Raw genomic sequence first — 22,334 nt, 5'->3', positions numbered from 1 at the left:
AGCATTCACCAGGCAGGCTAGGCACGCTCAGGACGGGAGGGTCTGCGCCAGTTGGTGAACCAGCGCAGTAGCCATTCCACGGGCCCGTACTGATGGCGGCTCAGCCACCACCGGCTCCACACGGCCTGGACCGTGAAGATGGCGATGCCGATCGACACCACGGAGAGCGGGCTGAGCCGGTCGACCAGGCTCATCCCGTAGCCGGTGAAGATCAGCGAGCTGATCAGCGACTGCCCCAGATAGTTCGTCAGTGCCAGCCTGCCGGGAGGCGCGAGCGTCCCGGCCAGGCGAGGTGCCGAGGGGAGCAGGCGCAGCAGGGTGGCGGCGTAGGCCGCGGCCAGTAGCGGCGCGGTGACCAGGTTCACCGACTGGCCGACCATGTGGTACGCGTGCCCGCCGTCCGACCAGGTCGCGTGCGTGTAGACCACGGCCCCGGCGAGGCCGACGGTGAACCCCGCCCACTGCAGCCGCCGCAGCGTCACGGTGTGCCTGGACAGGTCACCCAGCAGGCGCATCTTGCCCAGTGCCAGCCCGACCAGGCAGGCGGCGAGCACCGTGGGCCCCTGGAAGAAGACCCGCAGCACGAGGATCCTGGCCAGTTTGTGCAGGTGCTCGTTGATGATCATGGATGCGGAGCCGTGCAGGGCGCGGTCGGACATGGCGGCCTGGGCGGCGTTCTCGGAGACGGCGCTTGAGGCGTCGGTGCCCAGCGTCGCCAGTAGGGCCAGCAACAGCATCCCCAGCGCCAGCGCCACGGTCAGCGCGATCGCGGAGATCATCGCGGTGCGCGGGGTGATCCGCCGCACCGCCAGCAGGACCAGCCCCACCACCGCGTAGGTGGCCAGGATGTCACCGGGGAACAGCAGGATGCCATGGGCGACGCCGAGCAGGAACAGCCCGCCCAGGCGGCGCAGGAACCTGGGGACGAACGCCGTCGCGGAGGCGTGGGCCGAGTCGAGCTGGAGGGTGAAGCTGTAGCCGAACAGGAAGGCGAAGAGCAGATAGAACTTGTTCTCGAAGAACAACGAGACGACCCAGCGCACCTCCCAGTCGAGCGGCGCGGAGAACGACGGCGCCGCCAGCCCCGCCATCCGGTATCCGGAGGCGAGGTAGGTGATGTTGACCACCACGATGCCCAGCAGCGCGAAACCGCGCAGCGCGTCGACCGCCGCGATTCGCCGCCCCGTGCCCTGGGTGGAGGTCCCCGCCCGGTCACGGGGTTCCCCTGTGAACATCCAACCGTCCTTCGACCAGGCTCTGAGACAGGCGTCTCCCGGCAAACGGTGCTCAGTATGGCGCGGGGAGGCCGTCGGCCAAGCGATTTTGTCCTTTATTGAAGTTGGTAGCCGATGACGATGAAGCGCTCCGCGATCACCGCGAGGGCCAGCACGAAGGCGGGCACCGCGATGAACAGGATGCGCCTCCTGGCCCTGGAACTCTGGCCGCGACCACGCAGCAGGAACACCTCGTAGGTGAACAACGCGATCCAGGTCACGCCCAGCGCGGCCAAGCCGACCGGCGTCCACGGCGAGGTCGGGTCGCTGCCGCCGAGCGGTACCCCGCGCTCGGGAATCTCGGTGCCCTCCGGAAAGGTGTTCAGGACGTAGACGGCGGCGTCCTCGCCGCTGAACACCCGCTTGAGATCCTTGTGAGCGTCCAGCGCGGCACGGAACCGGGGGGCCCAGTCGTTCGGGAAGCCGTGGTTGAGCTGCAGGTATCCGGCCTGTCCCCGGGTCGCCACCAGATAGGTGTTGGGCGGGGACGCGCGGAGTTTGTCGAGCACCGTGGAGAGCTGGGCCGGATCCTTGTGCACCAGCGCCTGCTCGTAGGAGATCTTGTCGAAGTCCCGCTCACCCCACGGGATGATGGGCGTGACCTCCGGGCCGAGCACCGGGGACAGGTAGAGGACGCGGGCGCTGGGCTCGTCGTGGTCGTAGATGTAGTGCATCGCCGCGACCTCGCTCGCCGAGACCCGCTCGAACTGCTCGTTGCCGTATCTGGCGATCAGGAAGACCATCGCCAGCGTCATGGCGCACCCGGCGGCCAGCAGCAGTGAGATCCGGCGCGTCAGCTCCGGGTTGAACCGGATGTTGCGCCTGCGGATCGGCACCGTCTCCTCCGGCGCGTCCTCCGTGCCGGCCGGAAGGTTCGGGAAGAAGGCGTACGCGGCCAGGATGCAGGCACCGGGCAGGGCGAACAGGTAGATCCGCAGGCCGATCTCGCCGCCGTAGCTCTGCAGCCCGAGCGCCAGCACCGGGACGCAGAGCAGGAGCAGGGCCGCGCGGTCGCCGACACCGCGCCGCACGCGGCGCAGCAGGCCGACGGCGGCCAGCGCCAGGATGACGCCGCAGATGCCGAGGCGGGCCATCAGGACGAGCGCGTGCCTGGGATCGCTGCCGTCGATCCGGTCGCCGGTGTTGCGCTGCAGGTTCTCCAGGATCCGGCCCAGCCCGCCGAAGAGCTGGTCGATGTGCCCGCTCCAGAAGGTGACCGTCTGGTAGCTGATCCACGCCAGCACCATCAGGCCCAGGAAGAACGGCAGCGCCCAGCTGAGCGAGGTGCGCCGGAGCAGGAGCAGGCCGGTCAGCGCGCCGAGCATCATGAACGGCGTGATCTGGTGCGAGGCGGTCGCGGTGCCGAACAGTCCGATCAGCACGATCAGCATGATCGTCCGGTCGTAGACACCGGTCGAGTGGGGCAGCTCGCCGGGGGTCAGCCCGTCCAGGCGGGCCAGCAGCCGCCGGATGGGGCCCTTGGCCGGCATCGGTTTGTCGCGGGGCTCGACCTTGCCGAACCAGCGCAGCACGATCGCCACGAAGGCCAGGTAGATCGCGTATGTGAAGCCCTGGGAGGAGAAGTAGTCCTGGCCGATCCACTGGACGATGACGAACAGCAGGGCGGCGAACCAGCGGGCCCGGGTGGTGGCGACCACCTGGCGCAGGATCAGCACGAACGGCAGCAGGTACAGCAGGTTCGACAGCAGCGGCGTCCACCGCATGATCGTCGCCAGGTCGGTGACCCCGGCGGCCTTGGTGACGAACGCCACCAGCGCGAAGAACCCCGGCCAGGCGAGGCGGGCGTCGAGGATCGCGGACGACTCGCCGGTGCGGTTGATGTACTCCACGAAGCCGGCATGGACGTAGGCCGTGGGGAACCTGGCCTCGTCCGAGATCAGAGCCGACGCCCCGTGCAGGGCGAAGGTGATCGCCGCGATCTGGAAGAGCAGCAGGAACTTGCGGTCGGTGTTCTGCGCGATCGTGACGAAGAACGCGACGAGCATCAGCAGGATCGCGGCGAACGCGGTCAGCGGCATGGCCGAGATCAGGCCCAGAGCGTCGATCTTGGTCACGTCGACGCCCCGCAGCGGACCCGGCGCCACGCGCAGGGCCAGCACGTACATGATCAGGCCTTCGACCGTGAGCAACGGCGGCAGCCACACCGCGGCCGACCGCATCACGTTCGGCATTCGCGACGGCCTGGCGGCGGCCGGAGCCGCCTTCCCCGGGCTCCGCTGCGCGCTCTGCGGCTCCCGATGGTCCGGTGGAGCCGTGGCCTCCGAAGCGGTCTCAGGGGTCCCTGGAAGCGGGCTGGACGTCGCGACGGCCCTTTCCCGCGGCCTCCGCTCCGGTGTGCCGCCTTCCGCGGTCACCGGTTCCGCAGGCTCCGGCGCCGGGCGGAGCGGTGCCGAGGGCAGACGCATCTCCGTCGTGGTGTCGATCTCGCTGCCGGAGGCGTCCTCGGACTCGGGAGCGTCCGCCGTGGGCGGTGAGATCGGGCGTGCGGGCAGCCGGATGACGGCGGTGACCTCCGAGTCGTCGCCGTCGGAGGTGTCCGGAGCCCCGCCGGGAGCCTGGTCGGAGATCACCTCCGGTGGCGTACCCGGCACGTCGTCGGCGTCGTCCGACGCACTGTCGCCGCCGTCACGAGGACCTTTGGTGGCCTCGCCGCCGGAAACCCCGCTCTTCGGAACCTCGCCGTCACGGCTGTCACCCGGTGCGGCGTGATCGGGAACCTCGCGGTCGGGCGCCCCCTCCGAAGCCTCGGAGGGCGCCGTGCCGGTGAGCTCGCCGCCGGACCCGGCCCGCGCTCCGTCCGAGGGCGCGGGCCGGGTGGGATCGGTCTCCCCGACCTCGGCAGTTTCCGCCGCCGGTGTCGTCGTCACGTCATTACCTGCCCGTTGCCTCACGTCTAACATCATGGCGGCTACGCGGACCGAGGTGCGACGAGCGAACACGAAGTTACGTCATGTTCGACTGCTTTGCGTAGACCGTTGAAGAGCAATACCGCGACCGAATTCCCGCCCGGTGGCTCCTGTCCCGCCGCCTTCGCTCCCTCGGGGAAGCGAGGACGAGGGCGGAGAGGGGTGGGCGCACCCGGGAGGGCGCCGGCCCGCGGGCCACGCCTCTCCCGGGGGCGGACCGGCCGCTCACACCTGGCCGCGCACCCGGCGCAGGCCGTATCTCGTACGCCTGACGACGGCGTAACCCTTCGTCAGCATCCGTTCTCTCATGTAGATCAGCGGGACCTGGTTTCCCTCGACGGCCCGGCTGAACATTCTCATCGACGTACCCTCGGCGACGGTCAGGCGCGGCAGCGCGAGCACGTCGTGCCGGTCGGCGGCGATGGCGTTGTTCACCGCGCAGGCGGCCCAGTAACCGGCCCGCCTGACCTCGCGCCGCACCCGCACGCTGGAGTAGCCGTACGGGTAGGCCATCGTCGAGACCAGGGAGCCGATCTTGTCTTCGAGCAGGGCCTTGTTGCGCCGCAGCTCCTGACGGAGCTCGTCATCCGGAAGCTGGTCGAGCTGAGGATGGCTGTGGCTGTGCCCGCCGATCTCGATGCCGCACGAGGCGGCCTCGCGCGCCTGGCTCCACGACAGCATCGTGTCCAGCGGCCTGCCCGCCGCGTCCTTGCCCGCGTCGCTGACCCACCCGCTGGTCAGGAAGACGGTCGCGGGGAAGTCGTAGTGCTCGAGCAGGGGCAGCGCCTCGCTGTGGAAGTCGGCGTACCCGTCGTCGAAGGTCACCACCACCGGACGCTCCGGGATGGAGCGGCCGTTGTTCTTGTGCAGCGAGGCGACCAGGTCGGCCACCGTCAGCGGCGTGAACCGGTTCTCCTTCAGGTAGGCCAGCTGCTCGGCGAAGGCGGAGGGTCGTACCGCCAGCGGCTTCGTCTCGGCGTTGGGCCGGTCGGAAACCGAGTGGTACATCAGGATCGGTACGCGGATCATGAACGCACCCGCTTCAGTCGAAGGGAACCGATGACGTAACCCCAGGTGGTCCAGGCGAGGCCGACGACGATCGCGCCGGCCCTGCCGAGACCGGACAGATCACCCCGCAGCGCCTCGCCGATCCCGCGCAACGCGCCCAGCGGCAGCGCCTTCATCGCGTGCGCCCGCTCGCTCGACAGCCCGTCGCTCGCCCCCACACTCTGGGTGACCAGCGCCTTGGACAGGCCCTCCGCGTAACACCGCGAGCGGAAGTAGGCGAAGGTGGCGCGCGCGGCCGGCACCTTGTGGCCGATCACCGCGGCGGGTTCGAACAGCATCCCCGAACCGGGCATCCGTTGCGAGAGCCGGATGCAGAACTCGGTCTCCTCGCAGCCCAGCGGGCGTGGCTTGCGCCCCTGCACGCTGCGGCCGATGCCGGTGTGGAACCCGCCGACCTCCTGCACGGCCTCCCTGCGGAAGGCCGCGTTGCCGCCCATGACGTTGCGGATCCGCGCCCGCCGCGTGGGCATGCCGCGATAGCTGCAGCCCACGGTCCAGTTGAACTCGTAGGGGTACCAGCCGGGCCGGTGCCCGGTGCCCCACAGCGGCCTGGTCAGCCCGCCCACCCCCACGATGGTCGGGTCCTGGAAGCCCTCCTCCAGCGCTTCCAGCCACCCAGGCTCCGCGACGGCGTCGTCGTCCAGGTATGCCACGATGTCGCCGGAGGCGGTCGCCGCGCCGGTGTTCTTGCCACCGGACAGCCCCTTCTCCTGGGCGTTCTCCACCACGACGACGCCGGGGTACTCCTTCTTCAGCCTCAGATGGAGGTCCGGGTTGTAGTCGACGACCAGGATGATCTCATGCGGCCGGCGGCTCTGGCTCTCGACCGACTCGACGGCTGCTCGGATGTCCTCCCAGCGTTCCTCGGTGTAGACGCAGATGACGACACTGCTTCTCATGGCTACGCGGCGCCCTGGTCCGCCGCGCGGGAGGTGGTGGCCGGCTCGTGCACCACGGGAGCCGGGTTGCTCCGCCACTCGCGGATGATGGTCTTCAACACCCGGATGCCGTCGCGGACGGCATGCAGGTTGCTCTCGCCGTGGATACGGCAGCGCTCGTGGCTGGGCACCTCGTGAACCTTGAGCCCGGCCTTGGCGGCGCGGACGTTCATCAGGGTCTCGATCTCGAAGCCGTCACAGTCGAGGTTGAGCACGTCCAGGTGGCGGGCCCAGAAGGCGTTGTAGCCGTAGCACAGGTCGCTGTAGCTGGTCCCGTACATCCTGTTGACCAGCGCGGTCAGCGTCTTGTTGCCGAACTTGCGGATGAACGTCAGGTCGTCGCTGCCGCCGCCGGACGCGTAGCGCGAGCCCTTGACGAAGTCGGCCCCGGTGACCAGCGCGCCCACGAACTGGATGATCTCACGGCCGTCCGTGGACCCGTCGGCGTCGATCATCACGATGATGTCGCCGGTGCAGGCGGCGAATCCGGCCGAGAGCGCGTTCCCCTTGCCCTTGCCGGTCTGGTGGACCACGCGGATGTTGGGGCGCAGTTTCCTGGCCACGGCGACGGTGTCGTCCACCGAGTTGCCGTCCACCAGGACGATCTCGTCGATCCACTGCGGCAGCGTCGCGAAGACGTGCGGAAGGTTCTCCGCCTCGTTCATGGCCGGTACGACGACGCTGACAGTCGGGGAGATCGCCATGTTGGGGGTGATGGGGGTGAACCGCTCGATGGGCGGCACCGCCCTCAGGGGGGGCTTGTTGTTGTAGTGCTTGGCGACTTCGGGACTCATGATGACGGATGTCCTTCCGGGCGGTCTGTCGTCAGGGGCGACTGGCGGACGGACCCGGGGCCATAGACGATCGAAACGATCGGGGGAAATGGCGAATGCGATGAGGGATGCATGCAAGGGTCCTGGCGAATGGGGTGTGATGACGGGAGCGGCCTAACCCACTCCCCATGGTTCCTTGACGACCGGAGTGCTTGATTGGTTCTGCGCGGGGGAGCGCATACGGCCGAACCCCTTCAGCACACGGTCAGCAAGCCTGTACAAATGCGGGCGATCCGTAACGATCGTTCGTGCTTTGTTGACCGGGGTACGGCCGATCCAGTGGACGGCGGCCGCAGGGGAGGGACGTGAGACGCGGCCTTCCGCGACGAAGAGGTCACCGCTCTTCAGCCAGCTCTTGTACTCGCGCCCGCCCTTGCCCATGTCGACCTGCCGCAGCCCTGAGCCGGCGGCGTGCTCGGCCATGTGCAGGTGGTGCATGATGCCGGGGGAGTAGCGCGCGAACTCGGTGTCGTAGGCGGGAAACCAGCCCACCAGGGTCGTCGCGGTACGGAGGCCGAAGTGCCCGGCGACGGGCCTGTCTCCGGCGTAGACCATGGTCAGGACACCCGCGAAACTCTCGGACTTCTCGGCGTGCATCTCGTCGAGCAACTGGACGATCCACGGCTGGGCGAAGCGGTCGACGCGGCCCGTCCTGCGGTACTGGTCGGACTTCCAGTTGGTGAGCGTGCGGAGCGTGCCGAGGTCGGACGAGTCCCACTCGAAGCGGATCTCGCCCTGCTCGCGGCCGAGCTTGCGCTCCTTGTAGCGGACGGTCTTGAGGTTCTTCGGCGAGTTGGCCTTCACCTGCTCGATGTAGGCCTCGAAACCCACGCTGAGGTCCATCACCGGCGCCGGTCGCACGCCGGACTCGTACGCCGCGAACGTCGGCTGGCCGGGGACCAGGTGGTCGAAGTCGAAGACCGAGAGCCTGCAGGCGCGCAGCAGGGTACGGACATCCAGGTCGAGCCCGGGAACCGAGATCAGTCCGTGGCAGGTGGTCAGGAAGCCGCCGAGCGGCTTGCCGATCCCGAAGCTGTGCCGTTCGTAGGGGAAGAATCCCACGATCTTGCCATCGTCCTGGATGACCGCGACGCGGACGTAGTCTCGCAGGCGCCCCATGGCGAGCGTGAACTCCACGGAGAGGAAGGGGTTGTCCAGCGACGGGTCCGCTACCTGCAACTCCCGCCACCGTGAGATCTCGGACTCCCCGAGGTCTCCCGGGCGAACGATGACGATGTTCACCTTGACCTGACCCCCTGTTCGGTCTGCAAGCTCCCGCTCCCCCGATACAACACGCGTAGTACGTATATGAAACCGCCGAGCACCGCGATCGTCGCGACTCCGGCACGAGGCGACCATGCGTCAAAAGTGAGCATCGCAGCGGCCAAGAGAACGTTTACAACCAGGCTTGCCGCTGCCCCCACTGATAGTGCCGCAAGAGGGTCACGATCACGCAACAGTCCTACCACTGCGATGCCTGGGACCGCCAACAGGAACAGAGGGGTGAGAACCAGGCGTAACGGGGTGTCGATGTCCACCAAGGCGATCACGGCCCCCGCGACACATGCGAAGGTGAGCGCCCATTTGAGCACTCTGCGGTTGATCGACATCTCCGAAACTCCCAGTTGGTAATGACGTGACTGATCGCGTCTTCATGTGATCAATCACTCAGCATGGACGTCAATGCCGACGCTCGGCACCAGTCCATGGTTTACCGGATTCCTGGGAGAAGTCTCGGTGTTAGGTAAAACGAGATACGGGAATCAGCCGATCTCCCCCTCGGAACTCGCCCCGGTGGAGGGGGTCGGGGTCGGGTCGGGGGCCGGATCCGGGGGAGGCGCGGAGGCGTCCGCCTCCGGGTTCTCCCAGGAAATCGCGCATCCGGTGTTGCCCCCGGCGGACCTGAACGCGATCCGTCCCGCGCCGCTCTCCGAGGGATCCCTGGCTGTGACCCAGATCACGGCCCTCGCCCCCGCCTTCAGCCGTCCCCGGGCGGGATGCACGTCGAGCCCGCCGGAGGTGGTCGCCGACCAGGAGAGCGTGGCGTTGCGGGCCGCGAGCTGAATCTGCCCGGCGCCCTCTCCGATGTCCGACGGGCACGAGACGGTCAGCCGCCCGGCCGCGGGAGGCGGGGTGGTGGCGCGGGTGGCGCGGGACGGTCCCGCCGAGGACCTGCGGGTCGGCGCCGGACGCGCCGCGGTGGGGGTGGGGGCGGGTATCCCGGTCTCCTGGGTCCTGCGCGGAGTGGGGGTCGGCGCGCTCTCCGTCTCCGGGTCCGCTGTCTCCGGGTCCGCTGTCTCCGGGTCCGCTGTCTCCGACTCCTCCGGCGGCAGGTCGGGCGTCGGCTCCGGGCCGGGCTCCAGGGTGATCAGCGCGGGCTCCGTATCCGGTACGGCCTGGGCGTTCCCCAACGCCCCACCGGCCAGGTCCTGCCCGCCCACCACGACCACCGCCCCGGTGGCCGCCAGCACGCACACCGCCGCCAGCAGCAGCACGGGCCCCCTGCGCCTCCGCTGCCTCCGCCGCTGCGCCGGCAGCACCTCCGTACGCCGCCCCTCGCCATCCGGCGGCGTTGCCACGCGCCGGGACCGGGCGCCCGCGGCGTTCACCGGGGGAGACGCCGCCTGCCCGGTCCCACGGCTCCCCTCGTCGCGCGCCCGCCTACCGGCCGGGTCCTTCCTCCCCGCCCGCCGGCGGCCCGGTGGCCGCTGCCCCTCCGCTGGGAAACCGGTCCTGTCGAAGTGGTCGCCCCGGGCGACGATGGAGGCGCGCTCCTCGCTCAGTTCCGGGTTCAGGCAGGTCTCGATCACCCTGCGGCGCAGCGAGAGCGGCGGGTAGGCGGGCGGCACCAGGTCCAGCAGCCGCCCGGCCGAGACATGCCGGTCCCTGCGCTCCACGCATACCTCGCAGCGGCCGATGTGGGCCGACAGCCGCCTGCGCAGGATCGTGGTGAGGGGACCCTCCCACGAGTCGACCATCGCCGACAGGTCGGGGCAGTGCGCCCGGCCGACCTTGGCGAGCACCACGGCGGCCGCCGCGTTCTCCAGGTGGTCGCGGGCCCGGCAGAGCCTCGCCGTCACCTGCCTGGAGGTCAGTCCGAGCACCGCGCCGACCTCGCCGCCGCCGAGGTCGTGCCGGAGCGAAAGCTCCAGTACCTCGCGTTCCTGCCCGCCCAGCTCCGCCAGCGCCTCGTGGACCAGGGCGGCCAGCTCCCGCTCGCCCGGGTCGTCGTGGACGTCGGGAGGCGGTGCCGTCCCCCGTGGGCCGCCGCGCTCCGCGCCCGCGCACCGGACCCGTACGAGGGCGTACAGCCACGCGCGCAGACGGCCGGGGTCGCGCAGACGGTCCACCTGGCCCTGGGCCGTGACCAGGGCGTCGTGTACGGCGCCTGCGGCGTTATCGCGGTCGCCCAGCAGCGAGTGGGCATAGTCGTGGAGACGTTCGGCATAGGAGTCGTAGAGGCTCGCGGGCGCCGTCGTGTCGGCGCGCCGCAGCGTCTCAACGAGTTGTTGATCGTCGGTTCGGCCGACGGTCGGCCATCCGGGCACGGACATTCCTCCCCGCGGGACGGGCTCGTTCACGGGCTTCACCACTCGCCCGTTCCAGGCCCCACACGCGTAGGACGTCACCTCCCCGCAACCGGTTGACCAGATGGGTCAATATCATGCCGACCTGGTATGACCTGGGAAAATTGGTACGGCTGGTGCCAATGTGACACCAGCCGTACGCGATGGAGGATCAGCAGTTGGGAGCGCAGAGCCGGCGCTTCATGCCCTCCAGGAAGAACTTCCTGACCTCCAGGACGTCCTTGGCGATGTATGCGTCACCGCCGGTCGCCTTGGCCAGGGCATCCATCTGGCGCTTGCCCTGGGGGGCGTCGGGGCCGAACGCGATGATCAGGATGCTGACCGGCTTCTCCGGGTTGAACTGCTCCTTCAGCCGCTTCAGGATCTGCTGGTTGCTGATCCCCCCGTCCGGGTCGTCGTTGCCCGCCCCGTCGGTGAGGATCAGCACTGTGTTGATCTTGTCGCTCTGATACTCGTCGGTCATCTGCCGGTAGGCGGCGGCGAGGGTGTCGTTGAGCCCGGTGTCGCCGGTCGCCTTGGCCTGGGCGCCGATCAGCTTCTGGTTGATCACGTCCCTGCGCAGCACGCCGTTCATGTCCTCGGTGAGCGGGCCGACCGGGACCGTCTCGCGGTAGTCGACCCCCTGGCCGTCGAGGTGCGTGGAGAACTCCCACAGTCCCAGCTCGCTCTTGGCGGGAAAGAGCCTCATGCCCTCGACGGCGATCCTGCTGATCGCCTGCATCCGGGTCATGCCGGTGCCCGGCACCGGCAGGGCCATGGTCCCCGAGACGTCCAGCAGGGTGACCATCCTCGTGCCCAGCTTGATCCGGGACCAGGTCTGCGACATCCTCGCGACGGTCTTGCCGTCGGGCGGCTCGATTGCCTGCGGCGCCTTGGCCTGGAAGCCCGCGGAGCCGGAGATCGCCTTTCCGCCCTTGCCGTCCGGGGTGCGGAAACCCTGATCCTGCAGGGTCTTCCTGGCGGACTCGCTGTCGAGTTCCTTCTGGAACGCCTCGGCGGCCTTGCGCACCGCGGCGTCCTTGGCGGTGATCACCACCGGATAGTCGAGGTTGATGGTCCCCTCGGCCGGGTAGAGCGGCACGGCGGGGACCTCGGGCTTCTTGGCCTTGTTGAACGCCCAGACGCCCTGCTCCGAGGCGATGCCCAGCGGGGCCTTGCTGCCCTTGACACCGAGGCTGGACAGCAGCGCGTCCTGGTCGCGGACCGTCGAGGTCGATCCCGACAGGTTCTTGAGCGCGCCGACCAGCTGCTCCTCGCCCGCGCCCGAGGCCGTGGCCACCCCGGCGGCGGCCAGCAGCGCGCCGAGCCCGGCGGCGTTGAGCGAGGGGTCCAGCACCAGCACGCGCACCTTGCGGCCGGGACCGTCGACGTTGGCCACGTTGGCGGCGCTGATCATGCCGCCCCAGCTGGCCTCGCCGAAGCTCTTCTTCAGGTTCGGTATCACCGAGCCCGAGGCCACCATGACGATGGGGGAGTGCGCGATGGACGCGCCCGCCTCCGGCACATCCCGGTTCCTCGCCCGCAGGTTCGCCACCCACAGCCCCGAGTCCGGGATCCACAGGTCCATCGCGGCGGCCTTGCCGCCGACCCCGCCCAGGGCGGAGGCCACGGTCGCCGAGGCGCCCTTGGTCACCGCGACGGTGGTGCACCTGCCCTCGACCTCGTGGGCCGCCTTGTTGAAGCGCTCGGCGATCTGGGACAGGGCGGGCTGGATGTCCGGCGAGGCGGTGATCCGCAGCGGCAGCGCGTCACCCGCGCACCCGCGGTCGCGGTTGATGACCACGAACGCGGCCACACCGAGCAGCACCGCGAGGGCGACGGAGCCGGCCAGCGGGACCAGCACCTTGCCGCGTCCCCCACGCCTCCGCCTGGGCCGCGCCTCCCTGTAGGAGCTGTAGCCGTCCTCGAGTTCATCCGTACGGTGACGTCCCACGGTTCCCTCTTCGATGTCGATGTCAGGAAGCTAGCGGGTCACCCTATCGGGAGGTTGTCCGCAATATTCACGGAACTGTACTTGGAACGGTTAGTGTGGCAAAACACCCCTTTTGGTGCTGTTATCACCATATGTGTTTAAAGTGATACCCTGCGTTCCGGTGGATCGACCGGTGGCCGCCGGTGCCGGAAGTGCTCGTCCGCCGGCGGGGGAGGCGCGTGGTCAGTGCCGGCAGGAGTGCCCGTGCCATGCCCTGAGTCCCTCCCGCGTCGCCACCGCCGCCAGCAGTACCGCCATGGCGGGATCCACCCACCACCACCCGGCGGTGTTCAGTGCCAGTCCGGCCAGCACCCCCGTGGCGAGCAGCGCGCACATCAGGTTCTGCGTCCCCTCGCCGGCGGTCGCCGCCGAGCGCAACCGGATGGCCAGCCGCCGCTTGGCCACCCCCAGAAACGGCATGCCGATCGCGCTGGTCGCCGTCACGGCGATCCCGAGCAGGCTCGGCAGGGGCCGGTGGCCCGCGTCCAGATCGTGCGCCACATGCAGCACCAGGTAGGGGGCCAGCAGCCAGAAGCTGACCGCCACCGCCTTGCGTGCCCGCTCCTCGGCGTGTGCGGACTCGGTCCTCGAACCGGTGAACCGCCAGACCACGATCAGGCTGGCCGCCGCCTCCACCAGAGCCGACATGCCCCAGCCGATGAGGGCGACGGAGTGCGCTCCCAGCCCCGCGGCGATGCCGAGCACGCTCTCCGCGCCCAGCCAGAGGAGGGTGGCCACGGAGAGCAGGCGGGCCCTGCGGGCGTCGCGCAGCCACTCGGCGCTGGGCGCCAGCACAGTCTGGTCGGTCACGACAACCCCCGAATCCCCGATCAACGGCGTTCGGTAATCTAGTCGTCACAGAGTGTTGGAATGCCGGGAAGCGGCAAAGCTCCTCACAATGCCGTCTCCTCCGCTCCCCGGGGAAGCGCCTCCCCGGGCCAAGCCCTGACCGCACGGCGGCGTGCCCGCGCGCTGTGTTCGTGTCACAGGATGGACCTGCCCCAGTGGATCGTCGGAGGGAAACCCGTGCCGTTCACGCCCAGTCATGTGGCCGCGGTGCTGCCGCTGATCTCCTCGGAGCGGATGCGCCGCCTGCTCGATCCCTGGGCGCTCGCCCTGGGGGCCATGGTGCCTGATCTGCCGATCTTCTTCCCGTTCCTGCCCGACTACATGATCTGGCACTCCTACGAGGGCGTTCTCACGATCGACCCGTTCGCCGTCGTCGTGCTGCTGGCGGTCTTCCATCTGGTGCTCCGCGACCCGCTGACCGCGCTCCTGCCCCCCGGCCTCGCCGGGCGCGCCGCGGCCCTGCCCCCCCGTATGTACGGGGTGCGGCGGCTGCCCGCCGTGATCGCCGGAGGCGCGGTGGGCGCCCTCACCCACAAGCTCTGGGACTCCTTCACCCACTCCTACAGCTCTGCCATGTGGGGCTGGAGCTGGCTGGACACCCGGGTGGCGGACGTGCTTCCGCTGTTCCGCCTGCTGCAGTACACCTCCACGGTGGTCGGCCTGGCGGTCGTGCTCTGGTGGGCCTGGCGCGGCCTGTCCAGGATGGAGCCCCGGCCGGTCCCCGAGCGGCTGATCATCCCCGCCCGCGGGCGGATGGCCGTGTTCCTGGCCACGGCCCTGTCCATCCTGCTGGGCGCGATCGCCTGGCCCATCGCCTTCCCGCCACGTGGCATGGCGGAACTCGTGACGAGGCTGGGCGCGGGAGTGGTCGTCGGCTGCTCCGCCATGCTCCTCGTTCACGCGCTGATATGGCAGCTCAGGCGGGTCATGGCAGTATTCGAGGGTGCCTGAAGCCATCGACCCCCACCTGGCCGACCAGTTGGCCGACTACGCCAATCTGCGTGACGTCGAGCTGCGCAAGAGCCTGGAGGCCGAGCACGGCCTCTTCATAGCCGAGGGGGAGAAGGTCATCCGACGCGCCGTCGCGGCGGGCTACCCCGTGCGCTCCGTGCTGCTCACCCCCCGCTGGGCCGAGCCCCTCGCCGACCTCCTCGACCCCCTCGAAGGCCGGGTCCACATCGTGGACGACGCCGTCATGGAGGGTGTCACCGGCTTCCAGGTTCATCGAGGCGCCCTCGCCGCGATGGAACGCCTCCCCCTGCCGGCTACCGGAGAGGTCCTGTCCGGCCGCGCCTCCTCCCCGGAGAGAGAGGCCCCGGAGCGGGGCGCCGGTCGTGATCCCGGACGGCTGCCCGATGCCCGGCCCCGGCGCATCCTGGTCCTGGAGGACCTGGTCGACCACGGGAACGTCGGCGCGATCTTCCGGTGTGCCGCCGCCCTCGGGGTCGACGCGATCGTCCTCTCGCCGCGTTGCGCCGACCCTCTCTACCGGAGAGCGGTCAAGGTGTCGATGGGCGCGGTTTTCGCGATCCCCTACGCCCGGATGGACAACTGGTACGAAGGACTGGAGGAGATCCGGGTGGCGGGATACCGGATGCTGGCGTTGACCCCGGATCAGGGCGCCACCCCCATGGACACCGCCGAGATGAGTGACCGGGTGGCGTTGCTGCTCGGGTCGGAGGGGGACGGGCTGTCCTCGCGCTGGTTGCGGGAGGCCGACGAGCGGGTGTGCATCCCGATGAGCCCCACCGCGATGTCCGCGGGCGTGGACTCGCTCAACGTGGTGGCCGCCGCCGCGATCGCGTGCCACGGGTTGATGCGCGGTGCCTCCGGGGGAGAGGCGCGAAGGTAGTGGAAGCCGCCCCGCACCGCTGATCTCACCGTGCGGGCTCGGCGGTCCCCGGTCACAACCAGGGGTCATCCCCGTCGGGTTCACGGCGAGGAACCGCGGGTTCGGTTTTCTCAGATGAATTCAAAGGGCCATGTCACAAAGCTCACTATTGGCTTTGGTCGCCATCGTCTCCGAGTCTCGACGTCTCGATGCGAGAGCGCCCGGCTGTGCCTCCCCACCCTGCGCTCCCCCGCGAGGAGTGCTTTCGGTCGCGCAGTCTTGACTTCGGCACGTCTTCCCTCCGGGCGTGTCTCCAGGGCCCCGATGCCGTGCGCTTCAGCTCCTGCCAGGGTATTACCCCGGGCACGTATGCGGGAAGAAATGTCGGACGCGCGACCATTGCTCCATTCGGAAGATCTTGGGGGACGGCGGATGTCGCTCTCCGCGCGGTCGCGCCCGGAGAGGCGGTTCCCGAGAAGGCCGTCCGCTAATCCGGTGACTTATTCAGGAGGTAATTTGGCCAATATTTGATTTGGTGTCATTTGTCGTATTTTTGTCGGCGACCGTCTTCCGGCGGCCGGACAGGTCGAGGTCACGCGCGTTCGACGGTCACGAGTCCGCCGCGGGCGCCGCACCGGGCGCGACGTCACCCGCCCGAACGGCGGCCGGTGCCGCGGGGCGGCGCGCGTCCACCTCGATCTCGATCTTCATGCGGGGGTCGGCGAGGCCGCACACGAGCATCGTCGCCGCGGGGCGGACCTCGCCGAAGCGGTCGCGCAGGGTCGGCCAGCAGGGCTCGAAGTCCTCGCGGTCGGGCAGCAGGTAGCGCACCCGGACGACGTCGGCGAACGAGCAGCCCGCCGCGCTCAGTGCCGCCTCGATGTTGCGCAGGCACTGTCCGGCCTGCTCGACCACGTCGTCGGAGATCGTCATGGTCGCGTAGTCGAAGCCGGTCGTCCCGGACACGTGCACCCGGTCGCCGTCGACCACCGCCCGCGCGTACCCGATCTGCTCCTCGAAGGTCGAACCACTCAGGATCGCGAACCGCTCTGTCATGCGGCAAACCGTAGGCAGCCGACGCCGGTACGTCCAATCCTTCGTGTTCTCGCGGTACGCGCGGTGGATCCGGCCGCCCCTGACGATCCGGTCCGGATGATCCCGGTCAACCGATGGCCGGAGCATCTGTGCCGGGGAAGTATCCCGCCTGGTCGCTCTCGCTCTTCCAGATGGGCGTGCCGTTGTGCTTCGTCAGGTCGATGATGTTCGGGGCACGCGTCATGTGGGGCACCGCCAGGCAGGCGCGGTTCGTACCGCCTGATCACAGCTCGGGCGGCGTCTGCTCGCTCGCCCAGTCCAGGAGTCGCGTCGCGGTCTGGAAGCGCCGGTCGGCGCTGGACTCGCCGAGGATGACGCCGATGAGGCGGTGGCCGTCGCGGTCGGCGGCGAACGACAGGCAGTATCCGGCGGCGCTGGTGTAGCCGGTCTTGAGGCCCAGGACCCCGGGCGTCTTGCCGAGCAGCTTGTTGGAGTTGGTCCAGGAGTGCGCCCGATGGACCTTGGACTTGGCCACCACGTGGCGCCTGCTGGAGGCGATGGTCCGCAGCACCGGGTCGCGCAGCGCGATGTCGGCCAGCTTCGCCTGGTCCAGGGCCGTGGAATGACCGGGGGCCGGCCTCGGCAGGCCGTCGGCGCTGGCGTAGGCGGTGTCGACCAGGCCCATGGAGCGGGCGGTGGCGTTCATCTTCGCCACGAACCTCGCGTTGCCCGGCCCGTAGACACGGGCCAGGGCGTGGGAGGCGTCCGCGGCCGAGGGGAGCATGACCGCGTAAAGCAGGTCCCTGACGGTCAACCGTTCCCCGGCGCGCAGGGAGGCGTGGGTCGCGCCGTTCGAGGCCGCGTGCCGCACGTCCGCCGCCTGGATCGTGACGACGTCGTCCAGCCTCGCCTCCCTGAGCACGACGTACGCCGTCATGACCTTGGTCAGGCTGGCCACCGGCATCCGCTTGCCGGCCTGCTTGTTCAGGTGGACCGCTCCGGTGCCCGTGTCGTACAGGTACGCGGCCCGTCCCGGTACCGAGGGCACGGAGGCACGCCCTTGCTCGGCGGGCGCGGTGCCGAGAACCGGTGCGGCCGCTCCGGTGATCAGGGCGGATACCGGGGGTCCGGTGGCCAGGGCCGGCGTCGGAGACGCGGTGACCAGGGTGGCCGTGGCGACCAGCGCCGCGCGGGTGATGAGGCGGATTCCCCCGTGATGCATGCGAGCCATGCTGGCAGAGGCCACCGTCGATATGCGGAAGTTGGCTGTTTGGCTATGGAAAAGTTGACATCGGCGCCGGGTGGGCGAGACCGGGAGAGGCGGCTCTCGGGGGCCGGCGTGTCAAACGGCCCGGGGGAGAGTCAGGGAGTGGCGGCCGGGATGTCCGCCTCGCTGTGGGCGACTCGGCGCCGGCGTCGGCGGACGAACCAGGCGATCACCGCGACCACCGCCACCGCCACCAGGCCCGCCAGGAGCGGCGACCGCACGGCCAGCTCCAGCCAGCCCCAGATCACCGAGTACAGGCCGAAGGACGTCACCGGCGCCCAGGTCAGGCAGCCGAGCGCGCTGGCCACCACGTACCAGGGATAGGAGATCCGCAGCACCCCGGCCACCCAGGGCAGCGTGTGGCGCAGCCCGGGCACCCAGAAGCAGGCGTAGACGGCGACCGCGCCCCATTTCCTGACGACCTTCTCGACCCGCAGGATGTTCTCCTGGCCGATCTTGATGGCCAGCCGGGAGGTGTAGAGCCTGGAGCCCAGGACGTAGCCGACCCAGTAGTAGACCTGGAACACGCCGAACAGGGCCACGCCGCCGACGATCACCCAGAGCCACAGGGGCATACCCAGGAAGGACGCGGAAGTCGGGTCAGGGATACCCGCCACAACAGATCGCACTCTGAACGTCACCGCCACGGTTGTCTCGCCTGCTTGACTCGATATTAGGGCAGGCTTACCTCATCCGTTACGGCGGAGCCCCCTTAGGCACACGGACTGCAAGCGGACGTCAACTCCAGAGCAACCACCCTGGCATACACCTGGGAGTGACAAAGGAAGGTGTCTGTGATGGGTTCGCGTAGCAGTGTGGCGCCGGTGGTGGCGAGTGGAACCGCGAGCGTCGCCAAGCTGCTCGTCGCCACCCTTGCCTTTACCGGAGCCTACCTGGGGGTGGAGACCGCGTACGGCACCGGTGCCCGGACCCCGGCCGGTACGGAGAGCACGGCCGGTACGGCGACGCGGGCACCGGTGCGGACCGTGGTGCTCTCCTCGCAGTCGGTGCCGGCCACCACGGAGCGGGCCCCGGTGGCCGGTGAGGTCACCGTCAGCGAGATCGACGCGTTCGGTCCCTGCGACAGGCCCTACCGGGTCCAGGGCGTGGTCGGCAACGACGACCCCCGGGCCGCCGTCTCCTACGGCTGGCGCCTGGAGCGCTGGAGCTCGAAGACCCACCGCTGGTACGCCTACCTGGGCACCGGCTCCGGCTTCACCGGCGAGACCCAGACCGTCGAGTGGCAGCCCAGGATCGTCAACAACCCCGGCTGGTACCGCGTCGTGCTCTCGGTCTCCGGCGACGCCCCGCTGCGCAGCAAGAAGTTCATGGTCGCCTGCTGAGGCGTGTCAGCCGCCGAGGGAGCGCCGCGCCGCCTCCACCCACCGGCTCACGCCGACCCGCTCGGCCACCGCGAGGGCGTTCTCGTAGTGCGGCCGCACCGCGTCGGTGAAGCCCAGCCGCAGCGCCAGGTCGCCCAGGGTCAGGGCGACCGGCCAGAGTGCCACCACGCCGGTGCCGGCGCCCGCGATCCGGTCGGCGAACGGCTTCAGCGTGTCGTACGCCTCGATCATCCGCTCCCGGTCGTCCAGCAGCATGCCCGCCAGGGCCCGCCAGATCATCGCCAGCTCGTAGAGGAAGTCCGGGCGCACCGGCGTCTTCACCGCGATGACGGCCCTCGCGTCGCGATGGTGGCCCGCGGAGGCGAGGGCCACCGCGTAGGCGTCGAGTGTCCATTTGGCCCCGCGCTGGTGCGCCTCGGCCAGCGGCTCGACCATCTCGGCGGCCTGCCCGTTGACCAGGTTCAGGCAGAACGTGGTGATCAGCGGCAGGTCCTGGCGGCCCTCCAGCATGCCGGCCCTGGCGGTCAGCCGGGCGGCGTCGCGGTAGGCGCGCTCCGCCCCGGCGAAGTCACCGGCGATCATCAGGCGCTGCCCGGCGTACCAGGCGACCACGGCGGCCGGCGCGGGCAGGCCGTACTGCCTGGCCAGCCTCTCGGTGGCGGCCACGTGCGCGTCGGCCTCGGCGAACGCGCCCGAGGCGGCCGCGCACTCCATCAGCACGAGGTGGGCCAGTGCCTGCACCGAGATCTGCCCGGTCGCCCTGCCGACCTCCAGCAGTTCCCTGCCGATGACCTCGCGCTCGCCCACCGGCGTGATGCCGTACGACTGGCGCAGCCGCCCGCTCAGCGCGGTCGCGAGCAGGGCGGGGTCGCCGGACCGCCTGGCCAGTTCCTCGGCCTCCAGCGAGGCCTGCTCGCCCCGGGGAGTGGCCGACCCCTCCAGCTCCAGGGCGAGTGTGGCCAGCAGGCTCGCCCGCAGTGACTGCTCACCGGCGGGCAACTCGACCAGCGCCTGCTCGGCGACGTCGACGATCTCCCAGGCGGTACGGGTGAAGTCGCGGGCCATGCCCTTGTGCGGCACCGCCAGCGAGGCGGCCACCCGGGCGGTGAGCTCCAGGTTGCCCAGCGGCAGTGCGGCGTCCATCGCCTCACGCCGCCGTCTGCGGGCCGCGGCCATGTCGCCGCAGAGCGCCAACGCCTTGATCAACCGCAGGGTCAGCAGCAGGCGCTCCCTGGTGCTGTCGGGGGTGTGGGTGATGCCCGACCTGTCGAAGGCGGCGATGGCCTGTTCCCACAGGGTGGCGGCCTCGCGGTGGGCGAAGCGGCGCTCGGCCTGCTCGGCGGCGAGCTGGGCGTAGTGCACCGCCTTGATGGCGGTCTCGCTGGTGCCCGCCGAGTCGTAGTGGTGGGCCAGCGCGGCCACGTCACCGGGATTCCTGCGCTCGATCACCGCGGCCACCGCGGCGTGCATCCGGGAGCGGCGCAGTCGGGAGGCGTCGGAGTAGAGCGTGTCGCGGACCAGGTCGTGGTCGAATCGGAGCATGCCGGGGCCCGGCTCGGTGACCAGCCCGGCGAGCAGCGCCGCCTCCACCGCGTCGACCACGGCGTCCTCGTCGCCGGAGACGTCGACCAGCACGTCCACGTCGACGTCGCGGCCGATCACCGCGGCCTGCAGCAGGATCTGCTGGGCGACCGCGGGCAGCCGGGAGATCCGCCTTCGCAGCACGTCACGGACGCCCGACGGCACTCCGGAGATCACCTCGGCGGCCGTCGCGCGGTCGCTCACCGCTTCGGCGTCGAGCAGGCGCACCGTCTCGCGGACGAAGAAGGGGTTGCCGCCGGTGCGCTCGACGATGCTGTTGACCGCGTCCTCGTCGACCTCGCGCACGCAGGTCGCCCGGACCAGCTCGGCCACCGCCTTGGTGTCGAGTCCGGTGAGACCGACCCGGACGGGACCGAGCCTGGCCAGCGCGGCCAGCACGTCGGCCTGCTGGTCACTCAGCTCACTGTCACGGCAGGTCACCACCAGCAGCACCCGGCTGGTGGCCAGCAGACTCGGCAGCGCGCGGAGCAGCGCCAGCGTCTGGTCGTCGGCCCAGTGCAGGTCCTCCAGGGTCAGCAGGATCGGCGTCTCCTTGGCGACGGCGGCGAGGTAGCCGCCCACCGCCCGGTGCAGCCGGAATCCGCCGGAGGCCTGGTCGTCGTCGGGCTCGGGGGCCGCGTCGTCCAGCAGCGGGGCCAGCAGCGCGGCGTACTCGCCCGGACCGGCCGCGCTCACCAGGGTGCGCAGGATCTCGACCCAGGCCCAGCCAGGGGGGGTGGCACTGCTGTCGGGGCAGGCTCCGGAGGAGATGCCCCACCCGTCGTCGGACAGCCGCCTGTTGAGCTGGCGGACCAGGGTGGTCTTGCCCGCGCCCGCGTCACCGCTGATGATCGCGACCGTGAAACGGCCGGTCCTGGCCGCGGCGGTGGTCAGCCTGCTCAGCTCCGCGTCGCGGCCGACGAACGGCTCGGGCTCCAGCGGGGGAAGCTCCACCTGGGCCACCGCGGGCCTGGGCGGCCAGGTGTCGGCGGTCACCTGCTGGCGCTGCCTGGTCGGCGGCGGGGCGGCGAGTTGCAGGCCCGGGTCCTGGGACAGGATGTCGGACTCCAGCTTGCGCAGCGCCGGGCCGGGGTCGATCCCGAGCTCCTCGGAGAGGATCGTGCGCGCCCTGCGCAGCGCCGCCAGCGCTTCGCCCTGCCGCCCGCAGCGGTACAGGCCCAGGGCCAGCAGCCGCCAGCCCTCCTCACGGAGCGGGTGCTCGGTGGTCAGCGCCTCCAGGTCGGGCACCGCCTCCGCGGGCATGCCCATCCGCAGGCCGCTGTCGGCGTGCCGCTCACGGGCCACCAGACGCAGCTCGGCGAGCCGGTTGACCTCGGCCTCGGCCCACGGCTGGTCGGCGAAGTCGGAGTACGGGGTGCCGCGCCACAGGCCCAGGGCCTTCTCCAGGCGGGGCCGCGCGGAGGTGGGGTCGTCACCCTCCAGGTGCTCTCCGGCGGTGCGGACCAGCGTCTCGAAGCGGAGCGCGTCGACCTGCTCGGGGGCCGCGCGCAGCGCGTAGCCCGAGGCCACGGTCACCAGCAGCCGGTTGGGACCTCCGCGTGGCCGGCCGGGCTCCAGCACCCTGCGCAGCCGGGAGATGTAGACCTGAAGGCCCGACTGTGCGCCCTTGGCCGCGTCGTCGTCCCACAGGTCGTACAGCAGGGAGTCGACGGGAACGACCTGCCCGCGCGCGACGAGCAGACGCGCCAGGACCGCACGTTGACGGAGCCCGCCCAGGTCGAGCTGGTCCTCACCGGAATGCGCCTCGACCGGGCCGAGAACTCGGAACGCCACCATGTCAGCCGCCACGCTATGTGGGCCTTCCAATC

16 protein-coding genes are annotated in these 22,334 nt (G+C 70.3%); 3 read left to right on the top strand and 13 right to left on the bottom strand.

Annotated features, from left to right (window positions below):
- Positions 1-17: 17 nt before the first annotated feature.
- The 9 genes from ACQP0P_RS37385 to ACQP0P_RS37345 form a co-directional block, all read right to left on the bottom strand.
- Positions 18-1,235: a DUF418 domain-containing protein gene (locus ACQP0P_RS37385; protein WP_433364665.1), complete on the bottom strand. Its 1,218-nt coding sequence runs from the start codon at positions 1,233-1,235 to the stop codon at positions 18-20.
- A gap of 95 nt (positions 1,236-1,330) precedes the next feature.
- Entirely contained in the window at positions 1,331-4,162 is a 2,832-nt protein-coding gene (locus tag ACQP0P_RS37380) for a hypothetical protein (RefSeq protein WP_433364662.1), read from the bottom strand.
- A gap of 264 nt (positions 4,163-4,426) precedes the next feature.
- Positions 4,427-5,230, bottom strand: coding sequence for a polysaccharide deacetylase family protein (locus ACQP0P_RS37375; RefSeq protein WP_433364660.1), 804 nt, complete (start codon positions 5,228-5,230; stop codon positions 4,427-4,429).
- On the bottom strand, positions 5,227-6,168 hold the full coding sequence (locus ACQP0P_RS37370; protein ID WP_433364657.1) for a glycosyltransferase family 2 protein: 942 nt from the start codon (positions 6,166-6,168) through the stop codon (positions 5,227-5,229). The genes ACQP0P_RS37375 and ACQP0P_RS37370 overlap by 4 nt, the downstream gene beginning before the upstream one ends.
- 2 nt (positions 6,169-6,170) lie before the next feature.
- Positions 6,171-7,001 carry a glycosyltransferase family 2 protein gene (locus tag ACQP0P_RS37365; protein ID WP_355559619.1) on the bottom strand — a complete coding sequence of 277 codons (831 nt, stop codon included), beginning with the start codon at positions 6,999-7,001 and terminating at the stop codon, positions 6,171-6,173.
- Positions 7,002-7,154: 153 nt separating this feature from the next.
- Positions 7,155-8,282, bottom strand: a complete 1,128-nt coding sequence (locus ACQP0P_RS37360; protein WP_433364653.1) for a GNAT family N-acetyltransferase — start codon at positions 8,280-8,282, stop codon at positions 7,155-7,157.
- A 521-nt stretch (positions 8,283-8,803) separates the two neighbouring features.
- On the bottom strand, positions 8,804-10,588 hold the full coding sequence (locus ACQP0P_RS37355) for a sigma factor (protein WP_433364650.1): 1,785 nt from the start codon (positions 10,586-10,588) through the stop codon (positions 8,804-8,806).
- 190 nt (positions 10,589-10,778) lie between these two features.
- Positions 10,779-12,560 (bottom strand): substrate-binding and VWA domain-containing protein, encoded by a 1,782-nt coding sequence (locus ACQP0P_RS37350; RefSeq protein WP_433364647.1) that lies wholly within the window; start codon positions 12,558-12,560, stop codon positions 10,779-10,781.
- A gap of 222 nt (positions 12,561-12,782) precedes the next feature.
- Positions 12,783-13,409 (bottom strand): hypothetical protein, encoded by a 627-nt coding sequence (locus tag ACQP0P_RS37345; protein WP_433364644.1) that lies wholly within the window; start codon positions 13,407-13,409, stop codon positions 12,783-12,785.
- Positions 13,410-13,589: 180 nt separating this feature from the next.
- On the opposite strand from ACQP0P_RS37345, the gene ACQP0P_RS37340 reads away from it, so the two are divergent.
- Both ACQP0P_RS37340 and ACQP0P_RS37335 read left to right on the top strand, forming a co-directional pair.
- Positions 13,590-14,399, top strand: coding sequence for a DUF4184 family protein (locus ACQP0P_RS37340; protein ID WP_433364641.1), 810 nt, complete (start codon positions 13,590-13,592; stop codon positions 14,397-14,399).
- Positions 14,392-15,300: a TrmH family RNA methyltransferase gene (locus ACQP0P_RS37335; protein ID WP_433364638.1), complete on the top strand. Its 909-nt coding sequence runs from the start codon at positions 14,392-14,394 to the stop codon at positions 15,298-15,300. The genes ACQP0P_RS37340 and ACQP0P_RS37335 overlap by 8 nt, the downstream gene beginning before the upstream one ends.
- A 588-nt stretch (positions 15,301-15,888) precedes the next feature.
- Here ACQP0P_RS37335 and ACQP0P_RS37330 read toward each other — a convergent pair.
- The 3 genes from ACQP0P_RS37330 to ACQP0P_RS37320 all read right to left on the bottom strand — a co-directional run bounded on the left by ACQP0P_RS37330 (position 15,889) and on the right by ACQP0P_RS37320 (position 18,156).
- Positions 15,889-16,335: a RidA family protein gene (locus tag ACQP0P_RS37330; protein ID WP_433364635.1), complete on the bottom strand. Its 447-nt coding sequence runs from the start codon at positions 16,333-16,335 to the stop codon at positions 15,889-15,891.
- A gap of 262 nt (positions 16,336-16,597) precedes the next feature.
- Complete coding sequence (locus ACQP0P_RS37325; protein ID WP_433364632.1) at positions 16,598-17,536, bottom strand: D-alanyl-D-alanine carboxypeptidase family protein; 939 nt, start codon at positions 17,534-17,536, stop codon at positions 16,598-16,600.
- A gap of 140 nt (positions 17,537-17,676) precedes the next feature.
- The gene (locus tag ACQP0P_RS37320; protein ID WP_433364630.1) at positions 17,677-18,156 is read right to left on the bottom strand and encodes a DedA family protein; all 480 of its coding nucleotides are present in this window, start codon (positions 18,154-18,156) and stop codon (positions 17,677-17,679) included.
- Between the two features lie 222 nt (positions 18,157-18,378).
- On the opposite strand from ACQP0P_RS37320, the gene ACQP0P_RS37315 reads away from it, so the two are divergent.
- The gene (locus ACQP0P_RS37315; RefSeq protein WP_433364628.1) at positions 18,379-18,924 is read left to right on the top strand and encodes a hypothetical protein; all 546 of its coding nucleotides are present in this window, start codon (positions 18,379-18,381) and stop codon (positions 18,922-18,924) included.
- Between the two features lie 6 nt (positions 18,925-18,930).
- Here the strand turns inward: ACQP0P_RS37315 and ACQP0P_RS37310 are convergent, their stop codons facing one another.
- Entirely contained in the window at positions 18,931-22,302 is a 3,372-nt protein-coding gene (locus ACQP0P_RS37310; RefSeq protein ID WP_433364625.1) for a BTAD domain-containing putative transcriptional regulator, read from the bottom strand.
- Positions 22,303-22,334 lie beyond the last annotated feature (32 nt).

It is taken from the genome of Streptosporangium sp. CA-115845 (assembly GCF_050943795.1).
Lineage (GTDB): Bacteria > Actinomycetota > Actinomycetes > Streptosporangiales > Streptosporangiaceae > Streptosporangium.
This window is presented reverse-complemented; position numbering and strand designations above follow the sequence as displayed.